15 protein-coding genes are annotated in these 16,280 nt (G+C 58.1%); 4 read left to right on the top strand and 11 right to left on the bottom strand.

What is annotated here, in order from left to right; genetic code table 11:
* Nucleotides 1–288: 288 nt before the first annotated feature.
* Nucleotides 289–1,290 carry a hypothetical protein gene (locus ABTV22_RS01240; RefSeq protein WP_433738189.1) on the top strand — a complete coding sequence of 334 codons (1,002 nt, stop codon included), beginning with the start codon at nucleotides 289–291 and terminating at the stop codon, nucleotides 1,288–1,290.
* Nucleotides 1,291–1,305: 15 nt separating this feature from the next.
* On the opposite strand, the gene ABTV22_RS01235 is transcribed toward ABTV22_RS01240, so the two are convergent.
* From ABTV22_RS01235 to ABTV22_RS01185, 11 genes are all read right to left on the bottom strand, one after another.
* Nucleotides 1,306–1,971 carry a hypothetical protein gene (locus tag ABTV22_RS01235; RefSeq protein ID WP_433738188.1) on the bottom strand — a complete coding sequence of 222 codons (666 nt, stop codon included), beginning with the start codon at nucleotides 1,969–1,971 and terminating at the stop codon, nucleotides 1,306–1,308.
* A 253-nt stretch (nucleotides 1,972–2,224) separates the two neighbouring features.
* Nucleotides 2,225–2,935 carry an SDR family NAD(P)-dependent oxidoreductase gene (locus ABTV22_RS01230; protein WP_433738187.1) on the bottom strand — a complete coding sequence of 237 codons (711 nt, stop codon included), beginning with the start codon at nucleotides 2,933–2,935 and terminating at the stop codon, nucleotides 2,225–2,227.
* A 43-nt stretch (nucleotides 2,936–2,978) separates the two neighbouring features.
* Nucleotides 2,979–3,635: a DsbA family oxidoreductase gene (locus ABTV22_RS01225; RefSeq protein ID WP_433738186.1), complete on the bottom strand. Its 657-nt coding sequence runs from the start codon at nucleotides 3,633–3,635 to the stop codon at nucleotides 2,979–2,981.
* The gene (locus ABTV22_RS01220) at nucleotides 3,632–3,850 is read right to left on the bottom strand and encodes a tautomerase family protein (protein WP_433738185.1); all 219 of its coding nucleotides are present in this window, start codon (nucleotides 3,848–3,850) and stop codon (nucleotides 3,632–3,634) included. The genes ABTV22_RS01225 and ABTV22_RS01220 overlap by 4 nt, the downstream gene beginning before the upstream one ends.
* 259 nt (nucleotides 3,851–4,109) lie before the next feature.
* Nucleotides 4,110–4,394: a helix-turn-helix domain-containing protein gene (locus tag ABTV22_RS01215; RefSeq protein ID WP_433738184.1), complete on the bottom strand. Its 285-nt coding sequence runs from the start codon at nucleotides 4,392–4,394 to the stop codon at nucleotides 4,110–4,112.
* Nucleotides 4,384–4,701 (bottom strand): transcriptional regulator, encoded by a 318-nt coding sequence (locus ABTV22_RS01210; RefSeq protein ID WP_433738183.1) that lies wholly within the window; start codon nucleotides 4,699–4,701, stop codon nucleotides 4,384–4,386. Before ABTV22_RS01210 ends, ABTV22_RS01215 begins: the two co-directional genes overlap by 11 nt.
* Nucleotides 4,702–4,968: 267 nt before the next feature.
* The gene (locus ABTV22_RS01205; RefSeq protein ID WP_433738182.1) at nucleotides 4,969–6,255 is read right to left on the bottom strand and encodes an OprD family porin; all 1,287 of its coding nucleotides are present in this window, start codon (nucleotides 6,253–6,255) and stop codon (nucleotides 4,969–4,971) included.
* Between the two features lie 475 nt (nucleotides 6,256–6,730).
* Nucleotides 6,731–6,943, bottom strand: a complete 213-nt coding sequence (locus ABTV22_RS01200) for a hypothetical protein (RefSeq protein ID WP_433738181.1) — start codon at nucleotides 6,941–6,943, stop codon at nucleotides 6,731–6,733.
* Between the two features lie 246 nt (nucleotides 6,944–7,189).
* Nucleotides 7,190–8,296, bottom strand: a complete 1,107-nt coding sequence (gene aguA / locus ABTV22_RS01195) for an agmatine deiminase (RefSeq protein WP_433738180.1) — start codon at nucleotides 8,294–8,296, stop codon at nucleotides 7,190–7,192.
* A 5-nt stretch (nucleotides 8,297–8,301) separates the two neighbouring features.
* Nucleotides 8,302–9,180, bottom strand: coding sequence for an N-carbamoylputrescine amidase (gene aguB, locus ABTV22_RS01190; protein ID WP_433738178.1), 879 nt, complete (start codon nucleotides 9,178–9,180; stop codon nucleotides 8,302–8,304).
* Nucleotides 9,181–9,464: 284 nt separating this feature from the next.
* Nucleotides 9,465–12,377: an aminotransferase gene (locus ABTV22_RS01185; protein WP_433738177.1), complete on the bottom strand. Its 2,913-nt coding sequence runs from the start codon at nucleotides 12,375–12,377 to the stop codon at nucleotides 9,465–9,467.
* A 180-nt stretch (nucleotides 12,378–12,557) separates the two neighbouring features.
* On the opposite strand from ABTV22_RS01185, the gene ABTV22_RS01180 reads away from it, so the two are divergent.
* From ABTV22_RS01180 to ABTV22_RS01170, 3 genes are read left to right on the top strand one after another with little or no spacing between them, the layout of a single operon-like run.
* The gene (locus ABTV22_RS01180; RefSeq protein WP_433738176.1) at nucleotides 12,558–14,366 is read left to right on the top strand and encodes a sensor histidine kinase; all 1,809 of its coding nucleotides are present in this window, start codon (nucleotides 12,558–12,560) and stop codon (nucleotides 14,364–14,366) included.
* Nucleotides 14,363–15,757 carry a sigma-54-dependent transcriptional regulator gene (locus ABTV22_RS01175; protein WP_433738175.1) on the top strand — a complete coding sequence of 465 codons (1,395 nt, stop codon included), beginning with the start codon at nucleotides 14,363–14,365 and terminating at the stop codon, nucleotides 15,755–15,757. The genes ABTV22_RS01180 and ABTV22_RS01175 overlap by 4 nt, the downstream gene beginning before the upstream one ends.
* A gap of 40 nt (nucleotides 15,758–15,797) precedes the next feature.
* Entirely contained in the window at nucleotides 15,798–16,253 is a 456-nt protein-coding gene (locus ABTV22_RS01170) for a thioesterase domain-containing protein (protein WP_433738174.1), read from the top strand.
* Nucleotides 16,254–16,280 lie beyond the last annotated feature (27 nt).

The following is a 16,280-nucleotide window of genomic DNA, read 5'->3' as shown; positions in this document are numbered from 1 at the left end:
CTATGAAATCGCAGATCACCTGCAGAGCCCCACGCCCCGCCTGGGCTGCAGGTTCGTTTCTCTACATCCAGATTTGCATAAAAAAGGACACCAACCCCGTCAGCGAGTGATAAGTGTTTTTTGAGTCGCTTTATTTCACCGCGTCAGTTTTCTGTTCAGCCGGCCTCCTCAATGCGCTAAATTGTCGGCCGCCGTCAGGGATATGATTTGAATGCCTATCCCGATCAAACCGCTTCAGGTCGATTCTTATAGCCCTGACTCTGTGAATTTCCGACTCGGATGAGCTGTATGACAATCTACTTTCTTGGCTGGACAGCCCAATACGAAAAACTTTTCATTGCCGACTTGGCAGAGAAATTTGACGTAGTTCACCTTCCAGAACCCAAAAAGTTAAATCGTTTAAATCGAATCGCATCCAAGCTGGCTGGGAATTCGGCTGCAACCCTCTTGGGTAAAGTTTACGGCCGGAGCTTTAAATTCCAGCCCAAAGATCTATTGATATGTAATGAAGGCCAGATTCATCGCAAACTAAACCCAGCAATCATTGATTCATTTCCGGGCCAAAGAATATTACTGGTGAGAGACCTGGTCACTTCTGACTTTCTAAAAAAATGGGCAAGTCTTTTCCATGCTATTTATAGCTTCGACCAGAATCAGTGCGATGAATTGGGGATGACGTATTTAAGCCAGTTTTTCCCGATGGGTTACACCCGTGCCTCGACTGCCGCTGCCGTTGCAAACTCGACGCGGCCTAATGCTCTGTTCATCGGGCGAGAGAAGGGGCGTGGCGAGATTTTGCTGCAACTTGCAGACGTGCTGGCCCAATGCGGTTGTGAGCTGGATTTCCGTATACTGGTCGATGAGGGCCAGCCGAAAAGAAACAAATATCACATCACCGAACGGGTGGACTATCGAGATTCAATAGCAGCCAGTCTAAGCGCGAAAATCCTTATTGAAATAAATCAACTTGGGCAGACAGGATTAACGTTGCGCACATTAGAAGCGGCCTACTTTGGAAAAAAACTAATTACAAATAATCGGGCAATTACCGAGTCAAATCTATACAACGCTAAGAACATCTACATTCTTGATGATCAGCCAAGCTGGGATGTCGAGGCAATAAAAGAGTTTTTGTCACTGGAGGTCGAGCCTGTGACTCAGACCGAAGTGTATAAGTACTCCCCTGAGTTCATGCTGGAATCACTGCTGCATCGACATGGCGGTTCACCCGATGCAGAGCGCCGTTCACCTCTGAACAACGCTAACCCTGAACACAAAAAAACCGCATAGGGCTGCGGTTGAATCTCAAAACCTAAGCCGCAGTACCGTCCGCCAGATGTTCTTGAGCAACGATCGCTGGTGCTTCTTCCAGTTGCGCTCCCACCAATCATCCTCATTGATGGCAACCTTCAGGATATTGCTGCCTGCAACGGCGGCTCCGTGCTGACGGAAGAGCATGGGGAACACGCAGTGTTGCTTGATCTGCTGTTTGAAAACGACATCGACCGGTGTACCGGAATAAGGCGTTGCGGCCAGGACCTGACAACCTTCACGAGAAATGATGTAAGCATGGAGTGCCACAACCTCACCTCGAGCAATGAATGGAAACCATGTCAGCCACGTACGGCCCATGCTGTATCCGAGATGCAGCGATTGAAATTTTTGCCCCCGGACAAATCGATTCACCCATCGCACTTGCAGGGCGCAAAGCTTGTAGGGTTTGGCATCGTCTTCGAAGATCAGAATCCGCTGCCAGTTTTCAGCCAGCGCGATGTTGGCGAGCGCCTGATGCGACTCATAACAACCCCGGACTGGATCGCTGCAGCGCTCTGCGATGAAGAACTCAATCGGATTGGTAATCTGGGTAACGACTGCCTGCTGAAACAGTACCCGCCTGTCCTCACGCTCACTCAATGAAATGCAGAAAACGCGATCAACTTCGAAAGTAACTTTATTCGCCGTGAGCCCCATCAATGACGGTCCATATTTGGCAGACGGGGACTCAAACTTTCGTGAGCCTGATTGCGATTCAGCTTCGAATACTCCACTCGAAATCCTTCAGTGACCTTCGCGCGGCCCCTGCCACGCAAAGATCAATGATCGCCATGAACTCACTGCTGCGTATGTCAGACGCTTCCGAAAATGATGTTCTTCACGGCCCTAAAACAAAGCCCTCGTAACAGTACGAGGGCTTTGTTGTTTCTGCCACTGAGGACGTCGGGCCTTAGTGACCCGCGCTCTGGCCACCATCGACATGCAGGATTTCACCGGTGACGAACTTGGCACCGTCCAGGTACACCACAGCATTGGCGATGTCATCGATCTCGCCCATGTGTCCAACCGGGTGCAGTGCGCCCAGCGCGGCGTGGGCTTCTTCGCCGTGCATCGGGGTTTTGATGATGCCTGGCGACACGGCGTTCACCCGAATGCCGCGTTTGGCGTATTCGATGGCCAGGGAGCGAGTCGCCGCATTCAGGCCACCTTTAGTCAGCGAAGCCAACACCGATGGCACCCCGTCGATGGCGTGATCGACCAGACTGGTGGTGATATTGACGACGTGGCCGCTGCCGTTTTTTTCCATCTCAGCGATGGCCAGTTGCGTGATGTAGAAGAAGCCATTGAGGTTCACCGACAACACATTGGCGTAGTCTTCGACGGTGTATTGGGTGAACGGTTTGGCGATAAAGATTCCGGCGTTGTTGACCAGGGTGTCGATACGACCGAACCGTGCGATGGCTTCACGAATCACGCGTTGTGCGGTCGCAGGCTCGCCGATGTCGCCGGCCACGGTGAGGATGTCCGGATCCGTGGACGGCTTGATCGAGCGCGAAGTGGCGACGATCTGGTAACCAAGCTCACGGAAGGCCTTGACCATGCCGTCGCCGAGACCTTGAGATGCGCCAGTGATGACGATGACTTTTTTCGAATGGCTCATGATGCTTACCTCTAACAAATAATAGGATTTGAAATTCGGTGAATCAGGCTTCGGCGGCGGTCGTCGCCATTTGTCTCAACATTTGTTCGTAGTACTCGACCGATTGCGAACCGGACACCAAGTGACGGCCGTTCAACACCAGAGCAGGAACTGAATTGATGCCGCGCTGCTGGTAGAACGCCTCAAGCTCGCGCACTTCCTCGGCAAAAGCTCCAGACACCAACACCTCCCGTGCGCGGGCCTCATCCAGTCCGGCCTCTCCTGCCAATCGCACCAGCGTCTGCAAGTCACTGGGGTTCTGGCCTTCGCTGAAGTAAGCGCGCAGCAGGATCTTCTTCAGCGCCACCTGACGCCCCTCTTCCAGCGCCCACAGCAACAACCGGTGAGCGTCGAAGGTGTTGTAGAAGTGAGTGCGCTTCTCCAGGTCGAACTTGAAACCGATGGCTGCACCGCGTTCGATTTGCATCTTCTTGCCGGCGGCGACGTCTTCGGCGGTGCGTCCGTACTTGCGCATCAAGTGCTCGACGGCTTTCTCGCCCTCGGGCGGCATGCTCGGGTTCAGTTCAAACGGCTTGTAAGTCAGCTCGACAGACACCTCACCCGCCACGTTCTCTATCGCCTGCTCCAGCGCGGTCGCGCCCAGGGCGCACCAAGGGCACACCACATCGGAGACGAAATCGATGGTCACCGACCTCGTCATGACTGCCCCTCCTCCGCCAGCTGCTTGCGGTACTGGGTGGTGGTGATTCCGGCGTAACCCCAGTTATCGGTGTCGACTTCCTCGATCACGATGTGGGTCAGGTCTGGGCGTTTGTTGAGGACGCGCTCCAGTGTTTCAGTGATTTCGGCGATCACCTGGGCTTTCTGCTCAGAGGTCACGCCGTCGCGAGTGATGCGGACGCTTACGAATGGCATTGAAAAATCTCCAGTGACCTTCCCGTCGGGATGAGGGGAGAGGCGTTGGAGCTCAATGTAGGGAGTTCGCTGGAGGGGATAAAGGTGGAGGCGGGAACATCATTAGTTACGTGGTGTAATTTATTCGAGCGCACTTTGGATTTGCTGACTACGCATCCCTATACATGCGGATTGCTAATTGCTTCATGGTTTCGAGACGAAACGGGCGACATGCACACTGAATTCAGTGAGCAGGTCGCCATGAATCTTTCTTTACATCCTAAACTGCCTGCAAATCACGCAACGCCTCAGGATGCTGACTCGCCACACGCAACAATGTTTGCGCCGCTCCCGTCGGCTGCCTCCGCCCTTGCTCCCAATCTTGCAATGTCCGCAAACTGACTCCAATCAGTTTGGCGAACGCACTTTGAGAAACACCCACTTTGGCCCGTGCTTCTGCCGCCGCGGACAGCGGTACCTCTGTCACACGAACAGCTTTACCGGCTTTCATTTGCCGCACAGACTCCAGCAAGTCCTGCTGGAATTGCTCCAGTTCATTGACCATTGCTGATTTCCTCCTTCAGTTGCTTGAGGAAGGCTGCGGGTAAATTGTCGAATTTCGCCTTGACGTAGGCGATCAGCAACCAAATAGAGCCTTCTGAAAGCGTGTTGTAGTAAATGACACGTGTACCACCTCGTTTGCCCATCCCGCTCCGGGACCAACGAACCTTGCGCAGGCCGCCGCTGCCAGGAACCACATCACCAGCCAACGGATTGGCCGCCAACCAGGTTATGAATTCATGACGTTCGCCATCTTCCCAGATGGACTCAGCATAGCGCTTGAAAATTTCGGTTTCGATGATTGTGAACATAGGCCCGACTATACGGCCTTGCCGTATAGCCGAGCAATGCACGTTTGTCCGTCCGCGTACCCATCGCAGGCTTAACGTGTCGCCATTTTCCACTTTTTGCGACACGTATCCGGAAAATGTCGCCACGGACGACACGTTTCAGAACATGTTCCCGAAATCGACTTTTGACGACACGACCCATTCAGCACGCGAAAAAAAGCCCCGAACCAGTCGGGGCTTTCTCTATGTGCTCAACCTTGAATCAGGCCTCAACACCACATCCCATCATCAAAAAACATTGATCGGGTAATCCACAAACACACGCACTTCGTTACCACTGACGTTGTACTCGCTCGACTTCTGCGACACACGCAGGATCGAACTGCGCAGTTTCACGCTGAGGTCTTTGGCCGGGCCGCTTTGCACGACGTATTTGAACTGGTTGAAGATTTCGCGCTCGGTACCGCCTTCGCTGGTGGAGGTGGTGATGTTGTCACCGCGCACGTAGGCGAAGTTGTAGCTCAGACCCGGTACACCGAAGGTGCTGAAATCCAGGCCGTAGCCCAGTTGCCAGCTGCGTTCGTCTTCAGCGTTGAAGTCGGACCAGTAGGAGTTGGCCAGGTAGATGGTGTTGCCACCGTCGCCGACGCGGTTCTGGTCTTTCTGGTAACCGCCGTACGGGTAGCCCAAGTTGCTGTCGCCGGTGCTGCGCTGGTGCGCGAGGGTGAACGAGTGCGGGCCGGTGACGAAGGTGGCAGCCAGGCTCCAGATCTTGTTGTCGTCGCCGGTGGCGCCAACTTCTTGCTCGTAAGCATCGTCCAGCTTGGTGCGGTAGCCGTTGAAGTCCAGGGTCAGGGACTGATCCTTGTCCATTGGGAATATGTAGTTGGCATTGACGTATTGCTTCTTCAGCACATCTTCAACGTCGGATGCGTAAAGCGCAGCCTTGAACTGTTCGGTGAACTGGTAACTGCCGCCCAACACGTTGATCGACTTCAGGCCACCGCTGTCATGGCCTTCGGCGCTTTTGCGCGATTCGGCGGTGAAGCGTCCGGCATTCAGCTCCAGGCCCCTGATTTCCTTGGAGGTGACCAACGTACCGGTAAAGCTTTCCGGCAGCAGGCGCCCGTTGTCGTAGCTCAGCACCGGCAGGGCTGGCATCTGGTCGCCGTAGGTCAGCGTGGTGCTGGAGAGACGGAATTTGACGGCGGCGCCAGCCTTGGCGAGGTCGTCAGCCGGCTCGCCGCTATCGCCTTGTTTGAAGAAGTCGATACCTTGTGCGCCGCTGCGGCCTTCGTTGCGCTCCAGATTGAGTGCGTACAAACCGAAAGCATCCACGCCCACACCGATGGTGCCTTGGGTGAAACCAGATGAGAACGTACCGATGGCGGCTTGGCCCCACTCGGATTTATCGTCTTTACCGTTCTTGTAATCACGGTTCATGTAGGCATTGCGCAGCAGCACCTTGAGGCTGCTGTCTTCGACAAAACCCTTGGATTCGGCCTGGTCGTTAGCCATGGCCTGTGAAGCGCTCAAAATCCCCAGAGCGATCAGGCTGATTCGCGTGTTCAACATTTTGTTTTCCTTATTACGGGTTGAAACGCGCTGTGTCGCACGACTGAAACGGCGCTATCGCGCTCTTTTTTCATTCCGCAAACAAAAAGGCCCGCCCACGAATTATCGCGGCGGGCCTTTTTATTATTTTGGGGTCGTGGCGGTCTGCCACAGGCGTTGGCCGAATCGTAGCCGCGCCCTGAACGATGTGTCAATTTCATGAATCGTCTGTAATCAGGCAAAAAACATCTAAGAAAAACTTTTCCGTGGCAGAAATATTCAACTTTTCAGGCATCGGGACAGAAGTCCAATAGATCAAAATCTGTCATCGGGGATGACGGATTCGGCCCACTCTAAAAGCAAAAGATCGCAGCCTGCGGCAGCTCCTACAGGGGGGATGTAGGAGCTGCCGCAGGCTGCGATCTTTTGATCTGCAAAAAAAAGCGCCGCCATCCCGGCAGCGCTTTCGTTTGATCAGTCCATTGTTTTTCTTCTTTTATCCTTCCATCACATCCCACAACGCTTCCAGTTCCGCTTCGCTGAATAAACCAGCGGGGTAGCGCTCGATCATCGTCCGGCGCGGATCAGTCTCGCTGATCTGACGCGTTCCATTGGACTTGAACCAGTGCGCCAAGATCTGGAGCGATTCACCATTGACTGCCAGGGGATGCAACGCCCGCTCGCTCACCACATTCACTTCGGCGTTCATTTCAGCGCTCTCTCCTGGTTTGTGAGCGGCCTAACTTATCCAAGGTTTATGACAGAACAACTAAGTTCTCCCCCTCCCTGTATTGCGCCCGATGCAATACAAGAGCTATGCCAACGTGTCTGAGTTGTTGGGAAAACGATACAAAAAAGCCCGCAATCCTTACGGAATGCGGGCTGTATGCAAGGTGATGAGCGAAAACGTTTGCCTGATTTTTTTCGCAATCAACTCAAGCTGTTACGGGCTCACTCATTGCTTGTGCGGCGCAGGCTGCTGTTGAGTAAGACAGTGAATGTTACCGCCACCCAGTAACAGTTCGCGGCCGGGAACCATAACCACTTCGTGTTGCGGGAACAGTGACTGCAGGATCTCTTTGGCCGGACCATCCAACGGATCGTCGAAGCTTGGCGCAATAATCCCGCCGTTAACGATCAGGAAGTTCACGTAGGAACCGGCCAGACGCACCGATGGGTTACGCTCTTGCGTGCCATCCACCGGATCGACACCGGCACATTCTTCCTCGGTCGCGTACAGCGGCCCCGGAATCGGCATTTTGTGCACCGTAAACGGGCGTCCCTTGGCATCAGTGCTGCCTTGCAGCACTTTCATCGCTGCCTGGCAGCGCGGGTAGTTCGGGTCCTGCGGGTCGTCGGTCCACGCCAGCAGCACTTCGCCCGGACGCACGTAGCAGCAGAAGTTATCCACATGGCCGTCGGTTTCATCGTTGAACAGACCGTCCGGCAGCCAGATGATCTTATCCACAGCCAGATTGTCTTTGAGCACCGCTTCGATTTCCGCGCGATTCAGGTGCGGATTTCGATTGCGGTTGAGCAGGCATTCTTCGGTGGTGATCAGCGTGCCTTCACCGTCGACGTGGATCGAACCGCCTTCGAGCACGAAGCCCTCGGTGCGGTAGCGCGAGCTACGTTCAATTTCGAGAATCTTGCCGCCCACCTGAGAGTCACGGTTCCACGGCGAGTACAACCCACCGTCGAAACCGCCCCAGGAATTGAAGTCCCAGTTCACGCCACGGACTTCGCCGCTGTTATTGATGACGAACGTCGGACCGGTGTCGCGAACCCAGGCGTCATCGCTGGACATTTCCACCACGCGGATGTTCGGCACATCCAGGCGGGCACGGGCATTTTCGTACTGGCCGGCGGACACCGCCACGGTGACCGGTTCGAAACGGGCAATGGCCTTGGCCACCGCCACGTGGGCGGCTTGCGCTGGTTTGCCGCCCAGGCGCCAGTTGTCTGGACGTTCAGGCCAGATCATCCAGGTCTGGGTCTGGGGTGCCCACTCGGCCGGCATGTAGAAGCCATCTGCGCGAGGGGTGCTTTTCAAAGTGGTCATGTCGATCAGGACTCCAGGGTGCCGTCGAGGGTTTTCAGCGCGCCGTACAGGTTCGGACGACGGTCACGGAACGAGCCCCACGCGCTGCGGATGTGTTCGAGTTGGTCGAGGTCGAAGGTGTGAACCAGAATGCCCTCTTCGGTTTCATTGAGTTCCTGCACCTTCTCGCCGAACTGGTTGGCGATGAACGACGAACCATAAAAAGTAATGTCGTAGCCGTCTTGTTCTTCATTGCCGATGCGGTTACTGGCGATCAGCGGCATCAGGTTAGCGCCCGCATGGCCTTGTTGCACGCGTTGCCAGTGATCGCGGGACGAAATGGTCTTGTCGTGAGGTTCGCTGCCGATAGCGGTCGGGTAAAACAGGATTTCCGCGCCTTGCAGCGCCATGCTGCGCGCGGCCTCAGGGAACCACTGATCCCAGCAGATGCCCACGCCGATTTTTGCGTAACGGGTGTTCCATACCTTGAAGCCGGTATCGCCCGGGTTGAAGTAGTACTTCTCGTGGTAGCCAGGACCGTCCGGGATGTGGCTTTTCCGATAAATCCCGAGATTGCTGCCGTCGGCGTCGATGATTGCGATGCTGTTGAAACGCGCACGGCCCGCCAGTTCGTAGAAGCTGATCGGCAAGACGACTTGCAGCTCCTTTGCGACTTTCTGGAAGTGCTTGATCGCCACGTTGTTTTCTACGCTCGTGGCCAGTTGCAGGTAGTCCGGATTCGGCTTCTGGCAGAAGTACGGCGCCTCGAACAGCTCCTGGATCAGGATGATCTGCGCGCCTTTGGCGGCGGCTTCACGGACCAGTCTTTCAGCGACCTCGATGTTGCCTTCAAGGTCCCAGGAACAGGCCATCTGGGTGGCGGCAACGGTAACGATACGGCTCATTGATCATCTCCGGGCAAGTGCGTGACGGTTGGGCATGGCTTATCCGCGCCCTGGCGTTGACGACTTTATATCCGATAAATATCGGCATTTGAAGTGACTAAATTGCCTTTCGTCTATATTTGCGCACTTAAACCCGATAAGAATCGATTTTAACCGTTTTCTTGATGACACCTTCGCGGGCAAGCCTCGCTCCTACGGGATCAGCGTCATCTTCGCGAACGACATAGATCCGTAGGAGCGAGCGATGCGGCGACCCGACTTGCCCGCGAAAGCGATATCAAGACTTACAAATCTTCGGCCAACACCTTCGAAAGCATATCGACAAAGAAGTCCACGCTCTGGCGCGACGTCACCATTGGCGGCTTGATCTTGAGCACGTTCAGGTAATCACCGGTCGGCTGCATGAAAATGCCCAGGTCGCGCAAGCGATTGCACAGCGCCGTGGTTTCCTCGGTCGCCGGTTCCAAGGTTTCACGGTTGCGGATCAGCTCCACGCCCAGATAGAAGCCGGAACCATGCACCGCGCCTACCAACGGATGAATATCGATCAACGCTTCAAGACGCTCTTTGAAATACCCGCCAACGACCTGAGCGTTTTCCCAGAGCTTTTCTTCCTCCATCACATCCAGCACCGCCATGCCGATCTGGCAACTGACCGGACTGCCGCCAGCCGAGGAGAAGAAGTAACCCTCGGCCTCCAGCGCTTCGGCGATTTCCCGGCGGGTGATCACCGCACCCAGCGGCTGGCCATTACCCATGCCCTTGGCCATGGTGATGATGTCCGGTACCACGCCTTGCTCTTCGAAGCCCCAGAAGAAATGGCCCATGCGCCCGTAGCCCACCTGCACCTCGTCGGCGATGCACACGCCACCCTGGGCGCGCACCTTGGCATAGACCTCTTTCAGGTACCCCGCTGGCAGCGAGATACCGCCGGCATTGCCGTACACCGGTTCGCAGATGAAACCCGCCAGCTGGCGTTTCTGTTCGGCAATTTTCGCCAGGTGGTGGTCGACGCTGCGCACATAATCCGGCGCGCTGTCCGGGCCGCGGAATTCGCCGCGATAGGTGTTTGGCGCCGTCACTGGATGCACCCAGTCCGGGCGGCTTTCCAGCGCCTTGGGGTTGTCGGCGATGGAGGTCGACACTGCATCCGCACCCACGGTCCAACCGTGATACGCCTCCAGTACGCTGACAATGTCACGCCCGCCGCTGTAGGCCCACGCCAGGCGGATCGCCAGGTCGTTGGCCTCGCTGCCGCTGTTGACCAGGAACACGCGGTCCATGGAATCCGGTGCCAGCTTCAGCAGACGCTCGGAGAACTCCGCGACGGCGGCGTAGTTGAACCGCGAGTTGGTGTTGAGCAGCGACCACTGTCGGCTGGCGACCGCAGCCATGCGCGGATGGCCGTGACCGAGCACCGCGACGTTGTTGAGCATGTCGAGGTAGGAGCGGCCCTGCATGTCAATCAGGTGATTGCGCCAGCCCCGCTCAATGCGCGGCGGGTCGACGTAATAGTGTTTTTGCGTGCGGGCGAAACTGGCGTCGCGACGGGCCAGCAAGGTGCTCGCGTCGAGCTCCTGTTCAGCATCACAGGCCAACCCCAGCAATGCCGCCGGCGAGGGGCACAGCGCTTGCCAGGCCGCTGCGCGGGTCGGTGTGCAGAACAGCGGTGCATTGAACGATGCGTCCCGACTCAGTTGCACCAGCAATGGTCCGCTGACGGTGCCCAGCACCTGTCCCTTGACCAGTGCGGCGCCTGCCTGCAGCGATGGGGTCACACCCGACAGGCGTACGCTCAGTTGTGGGCCATCGAGTTGCAGCACTCCCGGCAACGGCTGATGCAGAACGCCGGCAAACGGTGCCTCGACCGTCGTGCCATCAGGCACGCGCAACTCGACGTGCAACGGGCAGGTGTCCGGTTCGATGGCGCTGTCCGGCCGGGTGCGAGACAGGCGGTATTGTCCATAGCGGCTGGCCGCCAGACCGTGAGCTACGGCAGCTTCGTCCAACAGACGTTGATCGATGCCTTGCTGTTCCCAGTTACCGGCCTCGAAGTGCGGGCTAAGCACGCCCAGATCGATCAGGGCAAATTCACGCCCCACCAGACTTGGTAGCAGCGGCGCAAATCCTTCGCTGACGATGCCCGGCAAAGACTGACCAACAGCGCTAAGAATCGCGGCCTCCATCAGCGCCAACGGCACCGAGGTCGCCACACGGAAAATTTCCCACTCGTGGGTCAGGTTGTCGCGACTGTACTGGTTGCCCGGATCGATGCTGACCTGCTGCTCACCGCTGAGCACCAGCACCGCCGCACGAGCGACGATCAACGGCCACAGCGCCAGCAGCTCTTCATGGGTCAGCGGATTGACCGCGTGATACGCCTGCACCGCCGGCAAAATGCAGAATGGATCGCCGTCGGCATGGTGCAGTAATGCCGCGCAGGTCACCGACAAATCGGTGATGCGCCAGGTGCGGATCAAGTCGCCGAAATCGATCACGCCCTGCAACTGCCATTGCCGCTCGACGTCACGCTGCCAGACCACGTTATCGTCCGTGATGTCCATGTGGATGGCCTGGACCGGCAACTTGTCCACCAACGGCTGCAAGTGACGCTCGGCGCGTTCCGCCGCGTCGGCAATCAGCTTGCGCTGGATGTCATCCTGGATGACCGGCAACAAATGTCCGATCAGTGCCTGAGCGTGGCGCGCGTCCCACTGCAATGTACGCTCCAGCCCCGGATGATCGAAATCCGCCAGCGCCAGGTCCATTTCGCCACACAACCGGCCGAAACCGGCCACGACCGTGCGATTGAAATGATCGAGGTGGGTCAGGGACTGGCCCTCGATGTAATCCAACAGCCGCACATGCACTGCTTGGCCACCGACGTCCAGGGACAGCAGGTCCGCACCGTTTTTTGCTGGGATCACTCGCGGCACATGTACATCGGGGTGCTGCGCCAAATGCTTGAGCCCGGCGTGTTGGGCCTGCAACTCCAGCGCCGAATAATCGCCCCGGCAGATTTTCAGGACAAAACGGCCTTGATCGCTGTCGACGCGGTAGTTCAAGTCCTGTTGGCTGCCCAGCGCCTGCAACCTGCCGCTCAGCCCGTAATGCTCCTGCAACAGCTCAAGTGCTTGCTCCGCAGAAACCTGCGGGCTGGGCAAACTGGCGCGATGAATCAAGGTGGCGAGCGGCATGGAACAAACCTCTTCAAGGAAGGTGTTAAATTTATTAGGCGCCTATATCGCCACTGCGCGAGCCGATACGCAACCCCCCCTTTCACCAGCCTGATGAACAACCGACAGGTATCAACGGTTCGCAGACTGCGCCCCCAAGCCTAGGCATAATGCGTCAGTCCCCACAGGCGTTCGATGCACATGACTCCGACCCTCCCCCGCAGACCCCGCTGGCGCAGCCTGGCCCTGCTTGCGCTGTGCCTGGCGCCGTTGCTGTGGCCGTTGCAGCATCTGGCCGAGCGCTACTACCGCAGCGAGCTGGCCGGACAGAACCGCCAGACCCTCGATCTCTACGTCGCCAACCTGCTGGGCACCCTGCACCGCTATGAAGTGCTGCCGCAGATCCTCGGCGATCTGCCGGCCCTGCGCGCCGTGCTCGGCGCACCGGACGATAGCGTCACCCAGGGCAACGCCAACCGACTGTTAAAAAACATCAGCGCCCAGACCGGCGCCGAAGTCATGTACCTGATGGACACCAACGGCAAGACCCTGGCTGCCTCCAATTGGGACAAGCACGACAGTTTCGTCGGGCGAAATTTTTCGTTCAGACCGTATTTCAGCGAAGCCATGGCCGGGCAGCTGGGGCGGTTTTTCGGCCTCGGTACGACGTCCGCCAAACGGGGTTACTTCTTCGCGGCGGCCGTGCGCAATGGCGAGAAAATCACCGGTGTGCTGGTGGTCAAGGTCGACCTCGACCACACCGAAAGCCTCTGGGGAAAAACCCCGGAGCAACTACTACTGACCGATCAAAACGGCGTGGTGATCATCACTTCGCGGCCTGAATGGCGCTTCCGCTCGACCCGTCCGCTGAGCGAAGACGAGCGCAAGGCCATCAGCGCGATCCAACCCTATCCAACCCGTGAGCCGAAGCCGCTGAAGCTCAACCCCAATGCCTGGCTGACCCAGACTCAAGCCATTGCCGAAACCGGCTGGAATGTCAGCATCCTTGCCCCGCGCACCTTGATTGACCGCCCGGTGCGCACGGTGGTGGCCATCGGTGGCGCGATGTTGTTGGTGGTGATGTTGCTACTGGGCTTGATGATGCAGCGCCGACGTCATTACCTGGAACGGATCGCCTTCGAAGCCAAGGCCCGGCGCGAGCTGGAAGGGCGTGTAGCCGAGCGCACCAGCGATCTGGAAGGCCTCAACCGCCGACTCAAGCAAGAAGTGCTGGAGCGTGAACAGGCCCAGCAAGAACTGGTGCGCGCCCAGGATGATCTGGTTCAGGCCGGCAAACTGTCGGCCCTGGGGACGATGTCGGCGAGCATCAGCCACGAACTCAACCAACCGTTGGCCGCCATTCGCAGCTACGCGGAAAACGCCGAAGTATTGCTCGATCACCAGCGCACCGACGATGCTCGCGGCAACCTCAAGCTGATCAGCGAACTGACCGGGCGCATGGCCTCGATCATCGCCCATTTGCGCGCCTTCGCCCGACGCGATCGCCACGCTCCGGAAAGCGTCGCCTTGCAACCGGCGCTGGACGACGCCCTGGCACTGCTGGCCAAGCGTCGGCGCAGCATGGAAGTCGAACTGATCCGCGACCTGCCCGCCGCGACCTTGTGGGTCGAGGCTGGGGAAACCCGCCTGCGTCAGGTACTGGGTAATCTGCTGGCCAACGCCCTGGACGCCCTGACGGAAAAAGGCCCGCCGCGTAAACTCTGGTTGAGTGCCCAATCCTCGGCCGATGGCGTCAACCTGTACATTCGCGACAATGGCCCCGGTTTCTGCATGGAAGCCCTTGGCCGCGCCAGCGAGCCGTTCTACACCACCAAAACCCGAACCCAAGGGCTTGGATTGGGACTGGCGATCTGTGAAACCCTGATGCGCGCCTTCGGCGGTGAACTGTCGTTCGCCAACCACAAGGAAGGTGGCGCCCTGATTACCCTGAAACTGCGCGCAGGCGCGCCGGGTGTGAGCCTGCAACCGTCCGAGGACCGAAGTGCATGACCATCGACAATCGCATCCAGGTCGTGTTGATCGACGATGATCCCCACCTGCGCCAGGCCCTGAGCCAGACCCTCGACCTGGCCGGTCTGAAAATCCTGCCGCTGGCCGAAGCCAAGGGCCTGGCCGGGCAACTGGAGCGCGACTGGCCCGGCGTGGTGGTCAGTGACATTCGCATGCCCGGCATGGACGGTCTGGAATTGCTGACCGAACTCCACGCCCAGGACCCGGAACTACCGGTGCTGCTAATCACCGGTCATGGCGACGTACCGCTGGCGGTGCAAGCCATGCGCGCCGGCGCCTACGATTTCCTGGAAAAACCCTTCGCCAGCGATGCCCTGCTCGACAGCGTGCGCCGCGCCCTGGCCTTGCGCCGGTTGGTGTTGGATAACCGCAGCCTGCGTCTGGCCCTGAGCGATCGCAATGAGTTGAGTACCCGTCTGGTCGGGCAATCGCCCTCGATGTTGCGCCTGCGCGAGCAAATCGGCGCCTTGGCGGCGACCAAGGCCGACGTGCTGATCCTCGGCGAAACCGGGGCTGGCAAAGAAGTGGTGGCCCGGGCGCTGCACGATTTGTCGAGCCGTAGAAACGGCCCGTTCGTGGCCATCAACGCCGGGGCGCTGGCTGAGTCGGTGGTCGAGAGCGAGCTGTTCGGTCATGAACCGGGCGCATTCACAGGGGCGCAGAAACGGCGCATCGGCAAGTTTGAATTCGCCAACGGCGGCACGCTGTTCCTCGATGAAATCGAAAGCATGAGCCTGGACGTGCAAGTGAAGCTGCTGCGCTTGCTGCAAGAACGGGTGGTCGAACGCCTGGGCGGTAATCAGCTGATTGCGCTGGATATCCGAATCATCGCTGCCACCAAGGAAGACCTGCGCCAGGCCGCCGATCAGGGGCGTTTCCGCGCCGACTTGTATTACCGCCTCAACGTCGCGCCGCTGCGCATTCCTCCACTGCGCGAGCGCGGCGAAGATGCATTGGTGCTGTTCCAGCACTTTGCCGATGAGGCCAGCGCCCGCCACGGCTTGCCGCCCCATGAATTGCAACCGGGTCAACGCGCCCTGCTGCTGCGCCACACCTGGCCTGGTAACGTTCGCGAATTGCAGAATGCCGCCGAACGCTTTGCCCTCGGCCTGGAATTGGCGCTGGACAACAATGAGTCGCAAGGCGCTCACGGTACGACGGTGGAATTGGTCAGCGGGGGCTTGAGCGAGCAGGTGGAAAACTTCGAAAAAACCCTGATTGCCGCGGAGTTGGCGCGCTCCCACAGCTCGGTGCGCAGCGTCGCCGAAGCGCTCGGCATTCCGCGCAAGACCCTGCACGACAAACTGCGCAAACACGGTTTGAGTTTCGCCGACAGCGGTGCAACCAGCCATACCGACGAACTCGATTGAGTCACCCTTCAATCACCCACTGCACACAAGAGGACGCTGAATGAGCCGCGACAGTCGTCAACTGGAATCCATCCTCCACCACGACATCCCACTCACCCGAGACATGGGCCTCAAAGTGCTCGACTGGCACGACCAGCAATTGCGCCTGCACTTGCCGCTGGAGGCCAACGTCAACCACAAGAGCACCATGTTCGGCGGCAGCCTGTATTGCGGTGCAGTGCTGGCCGGTTGGGGCTGGCTGCATTTGCGCCTGAAGGAACAAGGCATCACGGACGGACACATCGTGATCCAGGAAGGACAGATCAGCTATCCGCTACCGGTGACGGGCGACGCACACGCCATTTGCCAGGCACCCGACGCGCAGCTGTGGAAGAAGTTTCTGGCGATGTATCAGCGCTATGGACGGGCACGGTTAAGTCTGCACACACGGGTGGTGAATGCGGGGAGCGATGAGGATGCGGTGAGGTTTGTCGGGCAGTATGTATTGCACCGCTAGACCTCGGAATCGACACAAAACCTGTGG

Origin of the sequence: Pseudomonas putida (genome assembly GCF_050990305.1) — a bacterium.
GTDB classification, from domain to species: Bacteria; Pseudomonadota; Gammaproteobacteria; order Pseudomonadales; family Pseudomonadaceae; genus Aquipseudomonas; species Aquipseudomonas putida_AH.
This window is presented reverse-complemented; position numbering and strand designations above follow the sequence as displayed.